Here is an 18,570-nt window from a genome sequence, read left to right as displayed (position 1 = left end):
CTCTTCTCAAGCCATGACACAGCTTGTTGTGAGGACGGTCACGTTCTCGGCCGGGCCAACTTGCGCCGTCATTTCCGTGTAGGCGCGGTGGGCGAACACCTCGGTACGCGTCGGCCACTTGCTTCCCTACGAATCCCCAGTCTCGAATTGCTTCAAGCAGCGGCGCTTCCCCCGTTGTTCCGCTCGCCGCGAAACCAATTGCGCGGCGACCAATCCAAGCACCACGGTGCCGAGGATGATCGTCGAGATCGCATTGATCTCCGGTGTCACCCCGAACTTGATCTGGGAATAGATCTTCATCGGCAGGGTCGAGGCGCCCGGCCCCGTCGTGAAGCTCGAGATAACCAGATCGTCGAGCGACAGGGTGAAGGACAAGAGCCAGGCGGAAACGAGGGCCGGGACCATGTTCGGTAAGGCAACGCTGACGAAAGCCTTGGCCGGCGGGCAGCCCAGATCGCGCGCCGCCTCTTCCAGCGACGGGTCGAGTTCGACCAGCCGTGATTGCAGCACGACGGTGGCAAAGCAGAGCGTGAAGGTAGTGTGTGCCAGCGTGATGGTCAGCGGCCCGCGATCGATCCCGAGCGTCACGAACATCAAGAGCATCGAGACGGCCATCACCACTTCCGGCATGACCATGGGCGCGAGCAGCATGCCGTTCAACAGCGCCCGGCCACGGAAGCGGCGCAGCCGCACCATGACAACGGCTGCGAGCGTTCCGAGAATGGTCGCTGCCGTCGCCGACACCGCGGCCACCAGGAAGCTGACCTTCGCGCCCTCGATGATCGAGGGATTGGCGAGAACCGTCGCATACCACTGGGTCGAGAAGCCGCCCCAGACGGTCACGAGCTTCGAGCCGTTGAAGCTGTAGATGACGAGAACGACGATTGGCAGATAGAGGAAGGCAAGGCCGAACAGGATCGACAGCCGATTGAACCAGCTTGGTTTCGTCATGGCCATCTCCCTTAAGTCCGCGTGTGCGCCTGGCGCGACTGGAAGTAGACGATCGGAACCACCAACAGGGCGAGCAGTACAATCGTCACGGCGGCGGCCATCGGCCAGTCACGGTTGTTGAAGAATTCGAGCCAGATGGCGCGGCCGATCATCTGCGTATCGGCACCGCCGAGCAGATCCGGGATGACGAATTCGCCGACGACCGGGATAAAGACGAGGGCGCAGCCGGCCAAGACACCGGGAAGGCTCAAGGGGAAGGTGACCCTCCAGAAGGCGGAGATGCGGGCGCAGCCGAGATCGCGCGCCGCTTCGATCAATGTTCGATCGGCGCTGCTGAGGTTGGAATAGATCGGCAGCACCATGAAGGGCAGGTAGGTGTAGACGATGCCGATATAAATCGCCGTTTCGGTGTTGAGGATGCGCAGCGGTTCGCCGATCAGGCCGATCTTCAAGAGGAGCGCGTTCAGAAGACCGTCGTTCCTGAGGATACTCATCCAGGAATAGACCCGGATCAGCATCGAGCTCCAGAAGGGCACGATCACCAGGAAGACCAGGAGAGAGCGTGAGGACGGCGAGCAGGACGCAATGCCATAGGCGAGCGGATAGGCGATGAAAAGCATGGCCGCGGTCGATATCGCCGCGATCTTGAGGCTGGTCAGATAAGCGAGCAGATAGGTGTCGTCTGTGAGAACGTAGAGGAAGTTCTCGAAGTTGAGCCTGAGGTTCAGGATCGATCCGTCCCAGGCCGTAAGCGGTTCGAAAGGTGGCATGCCGAGCCGCACGGTCGAGAGGCTGATGCCCGCAACCAGTGCAAAGGGTGCCAGGAACAGGACCAGAAGCCAGGCATAGGGAATGGCGATCAGAATACGCCTGCCCCAGCTCGTCTTAGAGGACGGTGTCGCTGCCGTGCGCATGGAGACCTCCTATTCGGCCAAGAGGCGGCTTGCCTGCGGTGACCAGCTCGCAAACACCCGATCACCGACCGCGAGATCGCTTTCGGCGCCGAGATTGACCCGACGCGCGTCGAGCGTCGCCCCCGATTTCAGCCGCACCCGGTAGTGCCGCTCGACGCCGGTATAGCTGAGCTGCTCCACGGTCCCTTCGAGGCCACCGCCCGAAGTCGCAAGTTCCACCCGCTCAGGGCGAACCGAGACCCAGAATGGCCGATCGAGCGGCACCCTTTCGGTGAAGGCGGCGCGGACGGGTCCGCCGGCTTCGTCGCTTTCGATCTGCAGTTCGCCGCCGCTGCGATCGGCGCGACCACCGGCAAACACGTTCGTTTCGCCGAGGAACTTGGCGACATAGCGCGACTGCGGCGTTTCGTAGACTTCCGAGGGTGTGCCCACCTGCAGCACCTGCCCCTGCTTCATGATGGCGATGCGGGTTGAAACCGTCATCGCCTCATGCTGGTCATGGGTGACGATGATGAAGGTGAGGCCGAGTTCCCGCTGCAGGCGGACGAGTTCGAGCTGCGTTTCCGTCCGCAGGTTCTTGTCGAGCGCGCCGAGCGGTTCGTCGAGCAGCAGCACCTTCGGCCGTTTGACCAGTGCACGGGCGAGCGCCACGCGCTGGCGCTGGCCGCCGGAAAGCTGCGCCGGCTTGCGATCAAGCAGTGCGGTCAGCTGCAGCTTTTCCGCGACTTCGCCGATGCGCTTCTTGATCTCGCCCTTGTCGAGGCCGTCCTGCTGCAATCCGAACGCGATGTTCCTGCCCACCGTCAGATGCGGAAACAGCGCATAGGACTGGAACATCATGTTGGTCGGACGCTTATGCGCAGGAACGTCGGTGACATCCGCCCCTTCCAGCTTGATAGCGCCGGTTGTCGGTGTCTCGAAGCCGGCGATCATCCGGAGCAGCGTCGATTTTCCGCAGCCCGAGGGGCCGAGAAGCGAGAAGAACTCGCCCTTCTCGATGCCGAGATTGATATTGTTGACGGCGGTGACGACGCCATAGGACTTCGCTAGGTTCTCGATCGAAATATAGGATTGCACGGGGTCTGGTCCTGCTGTTGACGGTTCGCGCTATTGGCCGGCCCTGAAGGCCGACCAGACGCGGGTGCGCTCGCGCGTCTGGCGCGGCGGCAGCGACTTGTCGACGAAGAGCTTGGAACGGACGTCGGCAGGAGGATAGATGTTCGGGTTGTCGCGGATCGCGGCATCGACTTCCGGTGTCGCCGCGGCATTGGCATTGGCGTAGAAAACGTGGTTGCTGATCGCGGCGACCGTTTTCGGCTCGAGGATATAGTCGATGAAGGCCAGCGCTTGTTCCGGATCCGGCGCGTCGGCCGGGATCGCCATCGTGTCGAAGGAGATGATCGTCCCCTCTTTCGGTATCGAATAGTCGACCTCGACGCCGGTCTCCGCTTCCTCGGCGCGTGCCGCCGCAATGCCGACATCGCCGCTCCACATCAGCGCCAGGCAGAGCTGGCCCGAGGCCATGTCGGCGACGAGCTGTCCGCTCTGCATGTGGCGGATATAGGGGCGGAGCTTGAGCAGGAGCTCTTTCGCCTTGTCGAGATCATCAGGTTTGGCGGAATAGGGATCGAGGCCGAGGTAGTTGAGCGCGATCGGGATCACCTCGTTCGGTGCGTCGACGATGCCGATGCCGCAATCCTGGAATTTCTCGGCGACCTCGGGCTTGAAGAACATGTCGAGGCTGTTGACGGGGGCATCCGGCAGCCGCTCGGCGACGAGCTTGGCGTTGTAGGCGACGCCCGTCGTCAGCCACATATAGGGAACGAGATATTGGTTTTCCGGATCGTACTCGGCGACGAGCTTCAAGAGGTCCTTGTCGAGATTGCCGTAGTTCTTGAGAGCCGTGACATCGATTGGCTTCAGCGCGCCTGACTGGATCAGCCGCTCTCCGACCGTGGCGCTCGGGAAGGCGACGTCGAAGCCGCTGCCGCCGGCGAGCAGCCGCGTTTCGAGCACTTCGAGCGAATCGTAGAAATCGACCTGCGTTTCGACGCCGGTGCGCGTCTGGAAGTCCGAAACCGTATCTTCGGCGAAATAGTCCGAGAAATTGTAGATGAACAGCTTGTCCTGTGCCTGGGCGGTCGTTGAGAGCGCAAGGGCGGCAAGCGACGCGGCGAACATGGAGCGCAACGTGGTGCGACGTAAGTTTTGCATGGTTCCTCCCAAGAACGGCGTATTTTTGTTTTCGCCAAAGTGATTGGCAGGCCCAAAGACGGCAACACTCCCTTTGGCTAGGTGCGGGAGGCGGAGCAGCATCGTAAAACGCAATCGACGCCTGCCTTGGCTGCATCGAGCGAAGTTTGTTTGGCCCGCATCGAAGTAACATTCGATCAATGGGTATTTCTCGGCTTTCAGTGCCTGCTAGGGTTCGGCGACATCAAAGGGAGAGCTTTCCATGGAGCAGAAATTCAATCAGCCACTCGGCGGCAACGACATGCCCCGCTTCGGTGGTCCGGGCACGATGATGCGCCTTCCCGCTGCGACATCGGCTGAAGGCCTCGATGCTTGCTTCGTCGGCATCCCTATGGATATCGGCGCGTCCAACCGCTCCGGAACGCGATACGGACCGCGCCAGATCCGCGCCGAGTCGGTGATGATCCGCCCCTACAACATGGCGACGGGCGCAGCACCCTTCGAAAGCCTGCAGGTGGCCGATATCGGCGACATCGCCATCAACACCTTCAACCTGCCGGCCAATATGGAAATCATTACCCGCGGTATCGGCGAGATCCTCAAGCACGATTGCATCCCGCTGACGCTCGGCGGCGATCACACGATCAGCTATCCGATCCTGAAGGCGATCGCAGAAAAGCACGGGCCGGTTGCCCTCATCCATGTCGATGCCCACGCCGATATCAACGATACGATGTTCGGCGAGAAGATTGCGCACGGCACGCCGTTCCGCCGCGCCTATGAGGACGGCTGCCTCAATCCCAACCTCGTGTTCCAGATTGGCCTGCGCGGTACCGGCTATGCGTCCGACGATTTCGACTGGTCGCGCGACAAGGGCTTCACCGTCGTCCCGGCGGAAGAGTGCTGGCACAAGTCGATGGTGCCGCTGATCGAAGGCATCCGCGCCAGGATCGGCAACCACAAGACCTACCTGACCTTTGATATCGACAGCCTCGACCCGGCCTATGCTCCGGGCACCGGCACGCCGGAAATCGGCGGACTGACTGTCATCCAGGCGATCGAAATCATTCGCGGCTGCCGCGGCCTTAATCTCGTTGGTGCCGATCTCGTCGAGGTGAGCCCGCCTTTCGACACCACAGGCACGACGGCGATTACGGCGGCAAACCTTCTCTACGAGATGCTCTGTGTCCTGCCGGGCGTGAAGTACAAGCGGTAGGCCGCCGGGGAGATCGGAAACGAAGTCCCAGGAGGCGCCGGGAGCGGTCTCCTGGTCGAACGCGCTTGCGAGCGGCTCTAGCTCCTCGCCGGCCGCAGACGACTCCAGAGTGGCGCGACCACATTGCCCATGACGATGATGGTTGCGGCGCCGACGGCGATGGCGAGCAGGGCCTGGAGCGCCGAGGTCGTGAGCCAGCCGACGACCGCCGGGGCGAGGGCCAGCGTGTGGACGACTCCCTCGGAGACATCGTGAATGAAGTGTTCCGGACCGGCCTGTCCCAGTTGCGCCATGCCATGCACGAGGATGCTGCCGCCGACCCAGAGCATGGCGGCGGTGCCGATCGCGGCCAGAACTTTCAGGAATGCGGGCATGCCGAGAACGAGGCCGCGACCGAACAGGCTCAAGGTCGACAGCGGGTTCTTCGCGAGCGCGACGCCCGCATCATCAGCTTTGACGATGAGCGCCACGACGCCATAGACGGCAAGCGTGATCAGGATGCCGACCCCGGCGAGCACCATGCCCTGCGTGTAGATGCCGGCATCGGTGACCGTCGACAGCGTCAGCGCCATGATCTCGGCAGAGAGGATGAAGTCGGTGCGGATGGCTCCGGAGACCTTCTCGTTTTCCAGCGCCACCGGATCGCTCATCTCGCCGAGCACCGCTTTCTCATGCGCGTGGGCCGCATGCGGAAAGACTGCACCGTAAAGCTTCTCGGCGCCCTCGTAGCAGAGATAGATGCCGCCGAGCATCAGGAGCGGCGTAATTGCCCAGGGTGCGAAATAGCTGAGCACCAGTGCGCCGGGCAGCAGGAAAAGCAGCTTGTTCTTCAACGAGCCTAGGGCAATCCGCGCAATGATCGGCAGTTCCCGCTCAGGCGTCAGCCCGACCACATAGCGCGGGGTCACCGCAGCGTCGTCGATCACGACGCCGGCCGCCTTGGCGCTGGCCTTCGCGGTCTGGGCCGCCACGTCGTCCAGCGAAGCGGCCGTCATCTTGGCGATGGCCGCGATGTCGTCGAGGAGGGCGATGAGACCTGTGGCCATAAGTTGCTAACCCCTTGAGAAGAATCCGAGAAACGAGGCTCCAGTAGCGCTGGTAACCACCATGGCGTGTCGAGTCAACGTCCGCCGGATGCCGTTCGCGGGCTGTCGGCCGCGCGCGGCAAGAGCAGTCTTGGTTATCAAATCGTGATCGTGTGGACGGATTCTATCGTTGACGAGTGTCTCATTTCGATTTACGACTGACGAAATACAAAATTCGTCAGTCGTAAATCGAAAGGCAGGCAATGCCGGTGAGCAATGATACGGTCGTGGACCAGGCGCGCCAGGACAACATCACGCGGATCCTCGATGCCGCGGAGCGGCTGTTCCGGCATTTCGGCTACAGCAAGACCAATGTTGCCGACATCGCCAAGGAACTCGGCATGTCGCCGGCAAACATCTACCGGTTCTTTGCCTCCAAGACGGAGATCCACCAGGCGCTTTGCGGCCGGATGCTCGCGGCGAGTTATCAGATGGCACAGGAGATCTGCTCCTTGCCATTGAGCGCGACGGAGCGTCTGCGCCGTTACGTCCACGCGCAGCATCAGATGACCGTCGAGCTCATGCTCGACGACACGAAAGTGCATGAGATGGTGGTCGTTGCCATCGAACGCGAGTGGCATGTCATCGACAAGCATATCGATAGGATCGATGCGCTTCTCGCCGACGTCATCCGCGAAGGCATCGCCGCCGGTGAGTTCCCGGAACAGGACGCCGATGCGGCGTCGCGCTGTTTCGGTGCGGCGACGGTCACACTCTGTCACCCGCAAATGGTTGCCCAATGTCTCAGCAAGACAAACCGCGCCGCGCCGGAAGAACTGGTCGAATTCGCGATCAAGGGATTGAAGGTCTAGCCGAACTGTTTCCGGCGCAGCCAGTGGCGGCGTCGGCCTATTTTCAGGAGTGCGACTATGTTTATGCCTATTGAATTTCGCCGCCGTATTTCATTCGTTGCCACTATTGCGCTGATTTCCACCCTCTCGACGGCGCTCGCCGGCTGCTCGGAAGAAAAATCCGAAACTGCCGACGTCGTGCGCCCGGTCAAGGTCGTCGAGATCGCCCAGGCCGACGCTGCACGCCAGCTCAGCTATTCCGGTGCGGTTCGCGCGCGAACCGAGATGAACCTCGGCTTCCGTGTCAGCGGCAAGATCGTCGAGCGGATCGTCAATGTCGGCGATCGCGTCAAGGTCGGCGATCGCCTCGCCCGCATCGACGCGACCGACTACGAGCTCGCGGTGCGCAGCGCCACCGCCAATCTGGAGGCGGCCGAGCGCCAGGTCGAGACGGTCGAGTTGGTGCGCGATCGCGCCAAGCAGCTGCTCGCCAGGAAATTCGCCTCGCAGGCTCAATTCGACCAGGCGGTGCTGAGTTACAACCAGGCCGTCGCCACGCGCGATGCCGCGAAGTCGGCGCTATCCCAGGCGAAGAACCAGGTGGTCTATACGAGCCTCGTCGCCGACCGGCCGGGTATCGTTACCGCGATCAACGCCGATGTCGGCCAGGTCGTCGGCTCTGGCACGCCTGTTGCCACGGTTGCCGTTGAAGGCGAAAAGGAAGTCCAGGTCGCGGTACCCGAGACCGAAATCGGCAACTTCAAGGCCGGTTTGCCGGTCAAGGTCGGGATCTGGTCCGATGCGGGCCTGTCGCTCGACGGCATGGTGCGCGAGGTCGCCGGCAGCGCCGACCAGCAATCGCGGACCTTCTCGGTGCGCGTCAGCCTGCCGAATGACCCGCGGGTCCTGCTCGGCATGACCGCGACCGTCGAGGCTTCCGCTGGCAGCGGCACTCCTTTCGTCTCCGTCCCCTTGAGCGCGTTGGCTGAGAAGGACGGCTATCCGATCGTATGGGTCGTCGATCGCGGTACGGAAACGGTCCGCAGCCGGCCGGTCACGCTTGCGGACTTCACCACCGATGGCGTGCGGGTCACCGAGGGCCTCAATGTCGGCGACCTCGTCGTTGCTGCGGGAACGCAGTTCATGACCGACGATCTCAAGGTGACCATCTCCAACGATACGATGCGCCAAGCTGCTGCGGCAGCCGAAACCAGCCTCGTGCGCTGACGTTACCAGGATAGCGGAACCGAGCCGATGACGACCTCCTCTTCCGAAGAAAAGCGGCCCTTCAATCTTTCGCGCTGGGCGATCGCGCATCCGAGCATGGCGCGTTTCCTGTTCGGTCTCATCATTCTCGCCGGCGTCTTCGGCCTGATGCGCATGGGGCAGAAGGAGGACCCGGACTTCACCTTCCGCGTCATGGTCGTGCAGGCCTTCTGGCCAGGCGCCTCGATCGAGGAAATGCAGGACCAGGTCGTCAACAAGATCGAGCGCAAGCTGCAGGAAACGCCGCATCTCGATTTCGTCCGCTCCTATACGCGCGCTGGCAGTGCGATCATCACGCTGCAGGTCGAAGGCGATACCAACGCCGAGCAGGTGGCTGACGCCTTCTACCAGGTCCGCAAGAAGGTAGGCGACATCTCCAGCGAGCTGCCAGAAGGCTTGCTCGGGCCCTATTTCAACGACGAGTTCGGTGACACCTTCATCACTCTGCATTCGCTGAGCGGCGAGGGATACAGCTATCCGGAACTGAAGAAGTTCGCGATCCAGGCGCGCGACATGCTCCTGACGACGCCGGGCGTCGAGAAGGCCGTCATCATCGGCGACCAGCCGCAGAAGATCTTCATCGACGTGTCTTCCAAGGTGCTGGCCGAGCGCGGCCTGACGCTGAACGATTTGCGCAGCACCATTGCCGGCCAGAACAATATCGACCCGGCGGGTTCCGTCGATACCGGCTCGCGCTCGGTGCGCATCTCCGTCGAGGGCGGCCTGGACAAGGTCGAGGACCTGAAGAACCTCAGGCTTCGCGCTGGTGGCCAGATTACCCGGCTCGGCGACATCGCGACGGTAAGCTCTGGGCTCGAGGATCCCTTCTCGCGCAAGTTCCGCTTCAATGGCCAGGATAGCGTTCAGATCGGCGTGGTCATGGCCAAGGGCTTCAAGGTGACGGATGTTGGCAAAGCGGTGGAAGCGACCTATGAGCGCTTCGAGGCGTCGCTGCCCTATGGCGTCCAGGTCGACCAGGTCTCCAATCAGCCGGAGGTCGTCAAGGAGGCGGTCGGCGAGTTCATGAAGGCGCTCGGCGAAGCCCTCGCGATCGTTCTCGTCGTCTCGTTCCTGTCGATCGGCTGGCGCTCGGGCCTGGTGATCGCGATAACCATCCCGCTGGTGCTGGCTGCGACATTCGCCATCATGTATGAGCTCGGCATCGATCTGCAGCGCATCTCGCTCGGCGCACTGATCATCGCACTTGGCCTGCTGGTCGACGACGCCATGATCGTGGTGGAGTTGATGGAGCGGAAGCTGGAGGAGGGGCTCGTCAAGGTCGAGGCCGCGAGCTTCGCCTATACCTCCACCGCCTTCCCGATGCTGACGGGCACGCTGATCACCACCGCCGGCTTCATTCCGGTCGGCTTCGCCGCCTCGACGGCTGGCGAATATGTGCGTTCGCTGTTCTACGTGGTCGGCATCGCGCTCGTCGTCTCCTGGTTCGTCGCCGTTTATTTTACACCCTGGCTCGGCAATATGCTGCTCAAACAGCGCAGCCATGCCGGCAACCATCACGATGTCTTCGACACGCGCTTCTATCGGCATCTGCGTTCGACCGTCGCCTGGGCCGTGCGCCATCGCATCATCGTGCTCTCGACGACGCTCGTCATCTTCTTGGTCAGCCTCTGGGCCTTCCAGTTCATTCCGAAGAACTTCTTCCCGCAGTCGTCGCGACCAGAAATTCTCGTCGACCTGTGGCTGCCCGAGGGCACCAGCATCAAGGAAGTGGAGAAGCAGGCGAAGGCGCTCGAAGCCCGCATGATGGACGACGAGGACAAGCGCTTCATCGCCACCTATATCGGCGAGGGCGCACCGCGCTTCTTCCTGCCGCTCGATCAGCAGTTGCGCAATCCGAACTTTGTCCAGCTTCTGGTCATGGCCAAGGACGAGCTGGCGCGCGAGCGGTTGATTGCCAAGATGCGTGCGATCCTCGCCGCCGACTTCCCGTCGATCCGGGCCAAGGTCGACCGGCTGTTCCTCGGTCCGCCGACCGGCTGGCCCGTCCAGATGCGCGTCATGGGACCGGACCGCGAGGAGGTCAGGCGCATCGCCGACCGGGTGAAGGCGAAGTTCCACGAGAACCCGCTCTTGGGTGCCGTTCACGACGACTGGCTGGAGCCGGTGCCGGGCATGAAGCTGGTGATCGACCAGGATCGCGCCCGCGCGCTCGGCGTGACCTCGCAGCGCATCCGCCAGATGCTGCAGGCGAGCGTCACCGGTGCGCCGCTCGACAATTTCCGCGATGGCGAGGAAACGGTGGCGATCGTCGCGCGTGAGCCGGCGGAGAGCCGCAAGTTCTTGAGCTCGGTCGACTCCATCTACATCCCGACCGACTTCGGTGGCTTCGTTCCGCTCTCGCAGGTGGCCAAGGTTGTGCCCGTGCTCGAACAGGGCATCGAATGGCGCCGCGACCGCCTGCCGACGATCACCGTGCGCGGCACCCTGCCGGATGGCGTGCAGCCGAATGACGTGGCGATGAAGATGTTCGGCGACATGCAGTCGCTGCGCGACAGCCTGCCCGCCGGCTACAGCATCAGCATTCAGGGCGGCGCCGAGGATTCAGCGGAGAGCCAGGCCTCGATCGCCGCCAAGGCGCCGATCATGCTCGGTGTCATCGTCGTCCTGCTGATGATACAACTCCAGCATTTCGGCAAGGCGATGCTGGTGCTCGCCACCGGGCCGCTCGGCATCATCGGTGCCGCGGCCGCACTGCTGATCAGCGGGGCGCCCTTCGGTTTCGTCGCAATCCTCGGCGTGATCGCGCTGCTCGGCATCATCATGCGCAACTCGATCATTCTCGTCGATCAGATCGACCAGGACATCGCCGCCGGCATGGACCGGGCCGAGGCGATCGTCGGCTCTGCCGTGCGACGCTTCCGCCCGATCACGCTGACGGCGCTGACGGCGGTGCTGGCGCTGATCCCGATCTCCCGTGGTGTCTTCTGGGGACCGCTCGCCTACGCCATGATGGGCGGCATCCTGGTCGCGACGGTATTAACCATTCTGGTGTTGCCCGCCGGCTACGCCTTGTTCTTCGGGCGCGAGCCCAAGAAGGAGCGTGCGGATCCGGAGAAGGCGGAAGAGGTCAATCCGAATGCCGGGCGCGACGAGCCGCATGCTTATCCTCCGGCCGTGGCGGCGGAATAGCGCCACGGCGCCTTGGGGAAATTCCGAGAAAGTGAGAAACGGTTTTTCCGTCCAGAATTGCGTCATTCAAACAGCCAGATCCTTTCACTGTTCCAATGAAAGGATCTGGAGTTGAAGAAGGGGCGGCTTTCAGCCGCCTCAGCTCACGCCATGATATACAGAGCGTGGCCGTGCCATAGATACTTGAACAGGCAGTAGTTCATCCAGATATAGTCGCGAATTCCGCTCCACCCGCAGACCGGAGAGCGAATAATGCAGGGCTCCGATCAGCGAACTACAACGTTTCATGACTATCTTCTCCGCACCGGAAATCTCTTCGTCGCGCCGCATCGCAGCCGCTCTGCTCTCGCCACACACGTTCATCGTTTCCGCGCCATGGCGCATCGGAATATCGTGACGAGTGTCGTCGCCTGATCTTCGGTGGCGGCCTATGTCGTTCGCTCACCGCTCGATAAGGAGACATCTCTCCGTGATCAGTTCTGCCGCTTGAGAACAGCCAGAAGATCAGTTCTAACCGTAACGATGTGAGCTTCCAACAATTTCGCCGCCATCTCGAAGTCGCCGGCTCGGCTCAGGCGAATAAGTTCGGCATGTTCATCCATGGCGCGGTTCATCGCATCGATGCTCGACAGCTGGACGCGGGTGTAGCGATCGCTGGTCTGGAGGAGCGACGCGACGATCTGCTGTGTACGTGGCATGTTGGCGCGCTGATAAAGTGCGACGTGCAACTGGGCGTTCAGCTGGCCATACCGATTGATTTCTCCGCCTTTGATGGCGCGGACGTAGCTTGCCTGAATTTGCTCCAACTGATCGAAATCGGCTTTCGACAAGAGGGGGGCGGAGCGACGGTAGAGACGTGGCTCCAGAAGTGCGCGCAGCTCGAACACGTCATCGATCTCCGCCTGCGACAGCTCTGAGACAATCGCTCCCTTCTGGGGCACGATCCGCACCAGCCCCTCCGCCTCAAGCTGGAACAGTGCCTCGCGGATTGGGATACGGCTGACGCCATAGGTTTCGGCAAGCGCATCCTGTCGCAACTGACTGCCTGCGGGATAACGGCCGGAGAGGATGGCCTGCCGAATTTCCTCGAGCAGGGCGCCGGAGAGCGTGCGGTGTTTCAAAGTCGAAGCCATGGCGTATCCGCTACATGAAAAAGGAAAAAAAGCCAGTTGACTCGTAAAATGTATAAAATTTACATTATACGAAAATTGGGGGAACGTCATGACCAATCAACCCGCCACGGGCGGAAAATTCGCGCCCGCGGCGCGTCTTATCGTACGCCTGTCGGAGGGGATCCTTGCTGTCGAGAAGATTGCCGTCGGCGGCTTCATGTGCGTACTCGTAAGCCTGATCCTGCTGAATGTCGTAACCCGCTACACCGGCATGCCGCTCTACTGGGTCGATGAAGCGGCGGTATACGCCATGGTCTGGCTCACATTCATCGGTGGCTCTGCGCTCACGCGGTTGCGACTGGACTTTTCCATGACATTGCTGACGGAAAGGCTCTCGCCCTCGGCCGCGCGCGTCATGCAGATCCTGGCAACATCGCTGCTGATTGCGTTTGCGATCGCGCTCGCGGCCATGTGCTACGTCTGGCTTGATCCCATTGGAATCGCCAGCGCAGGCTTCGATGCCAAGGCTTACGCCGCTGGGAGCTTCAACTTCCTCTACACCGAGCGCACCCAGACGCTGAACTGGCCGACCTGGGCGGTTAATCTCGTGATTCCCCTGTTTGCGATCACCATGACGCTGCACGGCCTTGCAAACATCGTGGAGGATCTCGGCTGGTGCGAACGCCGAACCCATCCCGAGTTCAAGAGCGCAGAGGGGGTCAACTGATGGTTACCGGCGCTGCATTTCTGATCTTCATGCTGGTCGGCGTTCCGATCGGCATCTGTCTCTGCCTCGTCAGCGTGGTCTACATCTACGCCTCCGGCAATCCGCTGCTCTTCCAGAGCTTCCCGACACAGCTCTTCGGCGGCGTCGACAATTACGGATTGATCGCCATTCCGCTCTTCGTGCTGATCGGCGAAATCATGAACGGCGGAGGCATCACCAAGCGCATCATCGAGATGACCATGGCCTTCGTCGGTGCGATGAAGGGCGGTCTCGCCTATGTGAACTTGCTTGCGAACATGTTCGTGGCGTCGATCCTCGGCTCGGCGACGGCGCAGGTCGCTATCATGGCGCAGATGATGGTGCCGGAAATGGAGAAGAAGGGCTACGACAAGACGTTTGCCGCCGGCCTTACGGCCTATGCCGGAATGCTCGGGCCAATCATCCCGCCGTCAATCATGTTCGTCGTCTACAGCGTTCTCGCACAGATACCCGTCGGCGACATGCTGGCTGCCGGCATCGTGCCGGGCATCCTCCTCACGGTCGCGTTCTGCTGCATCATCGCGGCGATGGGCTATGTCTACAATTACCCCCGCGGCGAACGAGCAACTTTGCGCGAACGCGTGCGCACGGTTCTCAACGCGCTGCCGACGTTGCTGATCCCGGTGATCATCGTTGGCTCCATTCTCAGCGGGCTGGCCAACCCCACCGAGGCCGCCGCCGTCGGCGCCGTTGCCGCCGTGCTCGTCGGCCGATACTGGATCGGAGAACTGCAGCTGTCGCAAATCCCGACCATGCTGCTGCGCGCCGGCATCTATTCCGCCGTCGTGCTGTTCCTCGTCGCGGCAGCCGGCGTGTTTTCCTGGGTGCTGGTCTACGGCATGGTACCGCAGAAGGTTGCGAGCTGGGTTCAGGCCATCGCGTCCGATCCGATCACCTTCATGCTGCTGGTTAACGTCATCCTGCTGGTCATCGGCACTGTCATCGACGGTGCGCCCGGCCTGATCATGACGGTTCCGATCCTGTTGCCGATTGCCACCGAGGTTTACGGTATCGACCCTATTCACTTCGGCGTGGTCGTGGTCATCAACCTGGTGCTCGGTTTCCTGTCGCCGCCGGTTGGCCTTTGTTTCTTCGTCGCCGCCGCGGTAACCGGCGCCAAGCCCGGCAAGATGTTCATCGTGACGCTGCCCTTCTTCTTCGTGTCGTGCCTGTTGCTCGTCCTTCTCTCGATCTTCCCGACACTCTCGACCTTCATGATCCGATAAACAAAAGCGAACCAACCAGAGGAAGTGACATGACGCTTACACGCAGAACCTTCATCCGCAATTCAGCACTGGGTGCCGCCGTCTTCACGCTTGGCACGCCGTCTATCCTGCGCGCCCAGGATGCGCGCGTGTTCCGCCTCGGCATCACAACGCCTCCGGGCCATCCCTGGAACAATGCGGCCCTGAAGGTTGGCGAAGCGCTAAAGGCCGAGACCAATGGCCGCTTGTCGATCGAAGTCTTCCCGGCCAACCAGTTGGGCAACGAAGCCGCGATGATGCAGCAGATGCAGAGCGGTGCGCTCGACTTCGGCTGGATCATGACAGCCGAGCTCGGCTCGCGAATTCCCTCGGTCGCTGCGATCAACGCGCCTTGGGTGGTCGATTCCACGGCCAAGGTCGCCAAGCTCGTTCGCGATCCGATCGCCACGAAGCTGCTTGACGTCCTGCCGGTGGAAACCGGCACGATCGGGCTCGCTTGGGGCATCACCACTATGCGTGTGGTCTTCTCCGCCAGGGAGATCAGCAGTCTTGAAGACCTCAACGGCATGAAGCTGCGTATCAACACGACGCCCGCCTACCGCGATTTCTACCAGTTGCTCGGCGCGGCCCCGACGCCGATCCCGACGCCGGCTGTATTTGATGCCATGTCGAATGGTCAGGTGGACGGTCTCGAGGCCGATCTGGACTTCTCGTGGAACCAGCGCTTCGACAAGGTAGCGAAGACCATGCTGAAGATGAACGCCATCTTCATGCCCTGCGTTGCGCTGGCATCTGGTCGCGTTTGGCAGACCCTGCCGGAGGCCGATCGCGAGCTGATAAGCAAGGCCACCAAGACAGCGCTCGACGCTCAGATTGACGCGACGGTGGCCAATGAGCCGAAACTGCTCGAACAGTTCGCTGCCGCCCCGATTCCGATCAAGGATGTGCAGGTCGCCGATGCGGCAAGGATCATCGCCGAATACGACAAAATCTGGCTGCCGAAGGCACCGATACTCGCGGACCTGCGCAAGGTCGGCGCGACGCTCTGAGCCGCCCAACGCCCAAGCGACTGACGACTGGTGGTCCGTATCCTCGGAAGACAGGGTGCGGACCGTCGGCCTCCGGCGTGCCCTGGATAATCGTAGTGGCGATTTCAGTTGGGCGGGCATGGAAACGGGATGACCTCATGGCAACGGTCGAGCACCGGTCCTACAAGGGCTGGAACAATCGAGCCGAGAAATCCTCCTGGAAAACGATGCCGATTTTCCTGCTTGTGCGCCAAGGCGCGGCACGCAAAAGTGCGTGTCGATCTCGCGTTGGCGTCTACGCAGATGTCAGCGCTCCCTATCCCGAGGCTAAAATAGCGATGCGAAGACTTCCTGGACTGTCGGCGATGAAGGTCTTCGAAGTGGTTGGGCAAACCCGCAGCTTCACGCGGGCGGCCGAGCGCCTCAACCTGACGCAGAGCGCCGTCAGCCGGCAGGTCCGCAATCTCGAGGACGAGCTTGGCGAGGACCTCCTCATCCGCCGCCACCATCATCTCGACCTGACGCCCGCCGGCGCCGAACTGCTGGCGACGATCCAGGCGGCGTTTCACAGCATCGAAGTCTCGCTGCGCAGCATAACCGAGAAGAGCAACCAGAATCGCTTACGGATCAACGTACCGCCGACCTTCGCCAAGCGCTGGCTGCTGCCGCGTCTGGCTCGATTGCGTGAGGTCATGCCGGATGTGGACGTCAGTATCAGCACTGAGGCCACGGACACGCTTGCCGAACGCGGGCTTCTCGACTGCGCCATCCGCTTTGGCGACGGCGAGTGGCCGATGCTGGATACGAGCATTCTGATGACGGAGCGACATGTGGTCGTCTGCGCGCCTTCGCTTCTCGAAGGGGTGAAAGTCGCAGGGCCGACCGATCTTCAGCGCTTCACCTTCCTGCATGTGCTGGCCTCGCCCGACCGGCGCTATCTGACCTGGCGCCACTGGCTGGATGCGGCGGGTTTCCAGGATGTCGACACCCGCGGCGGCCTCGAGTTCGACCTGCTCGATCTCGCGATCGAGGCGGCTTGCGCCGGGCTGGGCGTCACCGTCGCCGACCGCTCGATGGTGCGTGGCCAGTTGCAGTCGGGACAATTGGTGCAGCTCTTCGACGTCGAGGTCGCAGGCCATGAATCCTACTGGTTCGTGGCGCGACCGAAATCCGGAAGCGATCCCAAGGTGCAAGCGTTCCGCGCCTGGCTGCTGGCGGAGGTCGCGACTGAGCGGACCGCCTGAGCCAAGCATTCCTTTTTGGAATGCTCTCATCGAAAATTACTCGCTTGTGCCCTCGTCTTCATCGTCGCATCAGTTTTCGGGACGGTTCCGATCGGGGAGGGAGCCTGGCCGTCGCTCGTAATGCGCTCTCCCGCCAATCTGCTTTCCTGCGTTGCCAAAGGCGCGCAGAGAGCGGCGAACGTTTCTGAGATGCCATGGGCCCTTATCGCAACTTCTCTGGCGGTCGTTTCATCGAAAGCCCATCCACGGCCATGATCGAGGTCCGCAACCCGGCAACGGCCCAGGTCTTCGCGTCGGTGCCGGCGGCAACGGACGACGAGGCGAGGGCGGCGGTCGATGCCGCGGCGAAGGCGCAACGCGCCTGGGCGGCGCTGCCGGCCATCCAGCGCGGCGACGCGCTCCGCCGCCTTGCGGCAGTGCTGGAAAGTCGGGCCGAGCACATTGGTGCCGCGCTCGCAAAAGAGTCGGGCAAGAGCCTTGCCGACGCGACGGCCGAAGTGATCTACGGCGCCGAACTGATGCGCTATCACGCCGAGTGGGCCCGTCGCATCGAAGGTGAGGTGATCGAGAGCGACAATCCTGGCGAAACGCTTCTCCTCAAGCGCACGCCGATCGGAGTGGTCGCCTGCCTGATCCCGTTCAACTATCCGATCTACACGCTGGTGCGGAAGATCGCACCAGCGCTCATTGCCGGAAACGCCGTCGTCGTGCGGCCGAGCAACAACACGCCGACCTCGGCCTTCGTTTTTGCCGAGGCCGTCGCCGAGGCAGGCTTGCCGGAAGGACTCGTCAACATCCTGACGATGTCGCACGACGTCGCGAAGACGCTCTGCACCCATCCTGGTGTCGGCATGATCACCCTGACGGGAAGCGTGTCGGCTGGTCGTGTCGTGCTCGAATACTGCAAGGAAAATATTGCCAAGCCGTCGCTCGAACTGGGCGGCAAGACGCCCGTGATCGTCGAGCCGGACGCGGATCTTGATGCGGTGGCCGGGATGATCATCGCCGCCAAGACCACCCATTGCGGCCAGGTCTGCACCAGCGCAGAGCGGCTCTACGTGCACGAAAGCGTGCATGATCGGCTGCTCGCCAAGCTGCGCGAAGGTTTTGCCGGCCGCGCCTTCGGCGACCGCGCCGAGGACGCTACCCGCATGGGGCCGCTCGCCAACGCCGCCGCGCAGAAGCGGGTTCACGCCATGGTGGAGCAGGCGCGGGCGGAAGGCGGCGTCGTTGAGACCGGTGGCTACCTGCCTGAGGGAGACGGCTATTTCTATCCGCCGACGCTGATTTCCGGCTGCCGCCAGCAGATGGAGATCGTTCGCGAAGAAGTCTTCGGCCCGGTGCTCGCCGTTCTCCGTTACGCCACCTTCGAGGAAGCGTTTGCGAAGGCGAGCGACCATCAGTTCGGCCTGAGTTCGGTGCTCTTCACCGAGAACTATCGCACGGTGATGCGCGCCAGCGAGGCGATCGAGGCTGGTGAACTCTATGTCAACCGCTTCCCGGCCGATCCCTATCAGGGCTTCCACGCTGGTTGGAAACGTTCGGGTCTCGGCGGTGATGACGGCAAGCATGGCATGCTGGAATTCACCCAGACGCGCCTCGTGGTGCTCAAACATTAAACCTTTCGAGATTGCGCAAGTCCGGCCGGA

The 18,570-nt window shown here is 62.2% G+C and carries 15 protein-coding genes; 9 read left to right on the top strand and 6 right to left on the bottom strand.

The genetic code is table 11. From position 1 onward, the window contains the following. Window positions 1-126 precede the first annotated feature (126 nt). From BHMPCIPO_RS21790 to BHMPCIPO_RS21775, 4 genes are read right to left on the bottom strand one after another with little or no spacing between them, the layout of a single operon-like run. Window positions 127-951 (bottom strand): ABC transporter permease, encoded by an 825-nt coding sequence (locus BHMPCIPO_RS21790; protein WP_173518911.1) that lies wholly within the window; start codon window positions 949-951, stop codon window positions 127-129. Window positions 952-962: 11 nt separating this feature from the next. Further along, on the bottom strand, window positions 963-1,865 hold the full coding sequence (locus tag BHMPCIPO_RS21785; protein WP_173518910.1) for an ABC transporter permease subunit: 903 nt from the start codon (window positions 1,863-1,865) through the stop codon (window positions 963-965). Between the two features lie 9 nt (window positions 1,866-1,874). After that, window positions 1,875-2,942 carry an ABC transporter ATP-binding protein gene (locus BHMPCIPO_RS21780; protein ID WP_173518909.1) on the bottom strand — a complete coding sequence of 356 codons (1,068 nt, stop codon included), beginning with the start codon at window positions 2,940-2,942 and terminating at the stop codon, window positions 1,875-1,877. A 30-nt stretch (window positions 2,943-2,972) separates the two neighbouring features. Beyond that, a complete protein-coding gene (locus BHMPCIPO_RS21775; RefSeq protein ID WP_173518908.1) occupies window positions 2,973-4,079 on the bottom strand; it encodes a polyamine ABC transporter substrate-binding protein in 1,107 nt (368 codons plus the stop codon). 241 nt (window positions 4,080-4,320) lie between these two features. On the opposite strand from BHMPCIPO_RS21775, the gene speB reads away from it, so the two are divergent. Then, a complete protein-coding gene (gene speB, locus BHMPCIPO_RS21770; protein ID WP_173518907.1) occupies window positions 4,321-5,274 on the top strand; it encodes an agmatinase in 954 nt (317 codons plus the stop codon). A 77-nt stretch (window positions 5,275-5,351) separates the two neighbouring features. On the opposite strand, the gene BHMPCIPO_RS21765 is transcribed toward speB, so the two are convergent. After that, window positions 5,352-6,320: a DUF808 domain-containing protein gene (locus tag BHMPCIPO_RS21765; protein WP_173518906.1), complete on the bottom strand. Its 969-nt coding sequence runs from the start codon at window positions 6,318-6,320 to the stop codon at window positions 5,352-5,354. A gap of 248 nt (window positions 6,321-6,568) precedes the next feature. Between BHMPCIPO_RS21765 and BHMPCIPO_RS21760 the strand changes: the two genes are divergently transcribed. Genes BHMPCIPO_RS21760 through BHMPCIPO_RS21750 form a run of 3 tightly spaced genes read left to right on the top strand, consistent with a single transcriptional unit; the run spans window position 6,569 to window position 11,566 of the window. After that, window positions 6,569-7,171 carry a TetR/AcrR family transcriptional regulator gene (locus BHMPCIPO_RS21760; protein WP_376741680.1) on the top strand — a complete coding sequence of 201 codons (603 nt, stop codon included), beginning with the start codon at window positions 6,569-6,571 and terminating at the stop codon, window positions 7,169-7,171. Window positions 7,172-7,228: 57 nt separating this feature from the next. After that, entirely contained in the window at window positions 7,229-8,377 is a 1,149-nt protein-coding gene (locus BHMPCIPO_RS21755; protein ID WP_376741679.1) for an efflux RND transporter periplasmic adaptor subunit, read from the top strand. Between the two features lie 27 nt (window positions 8,378-8,404). Continuing rightward, window positions 8,405-11,566 carry an efflux RND transporter permease subunit gene (locus tag BHMPCIPO_RS21750; protein WP_173518904.1) on the top strand — a complete coding sequence of 1,054 codons (3,162 nt, stop codon included), beginning with the start codon at window positions 8,405-8,407 and terminating at the stop codon, window positions 11,564-11,566. A gap of 473 nt (window positions 11,567-12,039) precedes the next feature. Here the strand turns inward: BHMPCIPO_RS21750 and BHMPCIPO_RS21745 are convergent, their stop codons facing one another. After that, window positions 12,040-12,699, bottom strand: coding sequence for a GntR family transcriptional regulator (locus tag BHMPCIPO_RS21745; RefSeq protein WP_173518903.1), 660 nt, complete (start codon window positions 12,697-12,699; stop codon window positions 12,040-12,042). A gap of 88 nt (window positions 12,700-12,787) precedes the next feature. On the opposite strand from BHMPCIPO_RS21745, the gene BHMPCIPO_RS21740 reads away from it, so the two are divergent. From BHMPCIPO_RS21740 to aldA, 5 genes are all read left to right on the top strand, one after another. After that, window positions 12,788-13,405: a TRAP transporter small permease gene (locus BHMPCIPO_RS21740; RefSeq protein WP_173518902.1), complete on the top strand. Its 618-nt coding sequence runs from the start codon at window positions 12,788-12,790 to the stop codon at window positions 13,403-13,405. Continuing rightward, window positions 13,405-14,670: a TRAP transporter large permease gene (locus tag BHMPCIPO_RS21735; RefSeq protein ID WP_173518901.1), complete on the top strand. Its 1,266-nt coding sequence runs from the start codon at window positions 13,405-13,407 to the stop codon at window positions 14,668-14,670. The genes BHMPCIPO_RS21740 and BHMPCIPO_RS21735 overlap by 1 nt, the downstream gene beginning before the upstream one ends. Before the next feature lie 29 nt (window positions 14,671-14,699). Beyond that, a complete protein-coding gene (locus BHMPCIPO_RS21730; RefSeq protein ID WP_173518900.1) occupies window positions 14,700-15,698 on the top strand; it encodes a TRAP transporter substrate-binding protein in 999 nt (332 codons plus the stop codon). Between the two features lie 317 nt (window positions 15,699-16,015). Next, complete coding sequence (locus BHMPCIPO_RS21725) at window positions 16,016-16,921, top strand: LysR substrate-binding domain-containing protein (RefSeq protein ID WP_173518899.1); 906 nt, start codon at window positions 16,016-16,018, stop codon at window positions 16,919-16,921. Between the two features lie 194 nt (window positions 16,922-17,115). Beyond that, window positions 17,116-18,540, top strand: a complete 1,425-nt coding sequence (aldA, locus tag BHMPCIPO_RS21720) for an aldehyde dehydrogenase (protein ID WP_173518898.1) — start codon at window positions 17,116-17,118, stop codon at window positions 18,538-18,540. The last annotated feature ends 30 nt before the right edge of the window (window positions 18,541-18,570 follow it).

Source organism: Ensifer sesbaniae (assembly GCF_013283665.1).
GTDB lineage: Bacteria > Pseudomonadota > Alphaproteobacteria > Rhizobiales > Rhizobiaceae > Ensifer > Ensifer sesbaniae.
This window is presented reverse-complemented; position numbering and strand designations above follow the sequence as displayed.

Bases quoted from the DNA above. Each gene is read 5' to 3' on its own strand.
- BHMPCIPO_RS21790 (WP_173518911.1), bottom strand. From the start codon at position 951: ATGACGAAACCAAGCTGGTTCAATCGGCTGTCGATCCTGTTCGGCCTT.
- BHMPCIPO_RS21785 (WP_173518910.1), bottom strand. From the start codon at position 1,865: ATGCGCACGGCAGCGACACCGTCCTCTAAGACGAGCTGGGGCAGGCGT.
- BHMPCIPO_RS21775 (WP_173518908.1), bottom strand. From the start codon at position 4,079: ATGCAAAACTTACGTCGCACCACGTTGCGCTCCATGTTCGCCGCGTCG.
- speB (WP_173518907.1), top strand. From the start codon at position 4,321: ATGGAGCAGAAATTCAATCAGCCACTCGGCGGCAACGACATGCCCCGC.
- BHMPCIPO_RS21765 (WP_173518906.1), bottom strand. From the start codon at position 6,320: ATGGCCACAGGTCTCATCGCCCTCCTCGACGACATCGCGGCCATCGCC.
- BHMPCIPO_RS21755 (WP_376741679.1), top strand. From the start codon at position 7,229: ATGTTTATGCCTATTGAATTTCGCCGCCGTATTTCATTCGTTGCCACT.
- BHMPCIPO_RS21750 (WP_173518904.1), top strand. From the start codon at position 8,405: ATGACGACCTCCTCTTCCGAAGAAAAGCGGCCCTTCAATCTTTCGCGC.
- BHMPCIPO_RS21745 (WP_173518903.1), bottom strand. From the start codon at position 12,699: ATGGCTTCGACTTTGAAACACCGCACGCTCTCCGGCGCCCTGCTCGAG.
- BHMPCIPO_RS21740 (WP_173518902.1), top strand. From the start codon at position 12,788: ATGACCAATCAACCCGCCACGGGCGGAAAATTCGCGCCCGCGGCGCGT.
- BHMPCIPO_RS21735 (WP_173518901.1), top strand. From the start codon at position 13,405: ATGGTTACCGGCGCTGCATTTCTGATCTTCATGCTGGTCGGCGTTCCG.
- BHMPCIPO_RS21730 (WP_173518900.1), top strand. From the start codon at position 14,700: ATGACGCTTACACGCAGAACCTTCATCCGCAATTCAGCACTGGGTGCC.
- BHMPCIPO_RS21725 (WP_173518899.1), top strand. From the start codon at position 16,016: ATGCGAAGACTTCCTGGACTGTCGGCGATGAAGGTCTTCGAAGTGGTT.
- aldA (WP_173518898.1), top strand. From the start codon at position 17,116: ATGGGCCCTTATCGCAACTTCTCTGGCGGTCGTTTCATCGAAAGCCCA.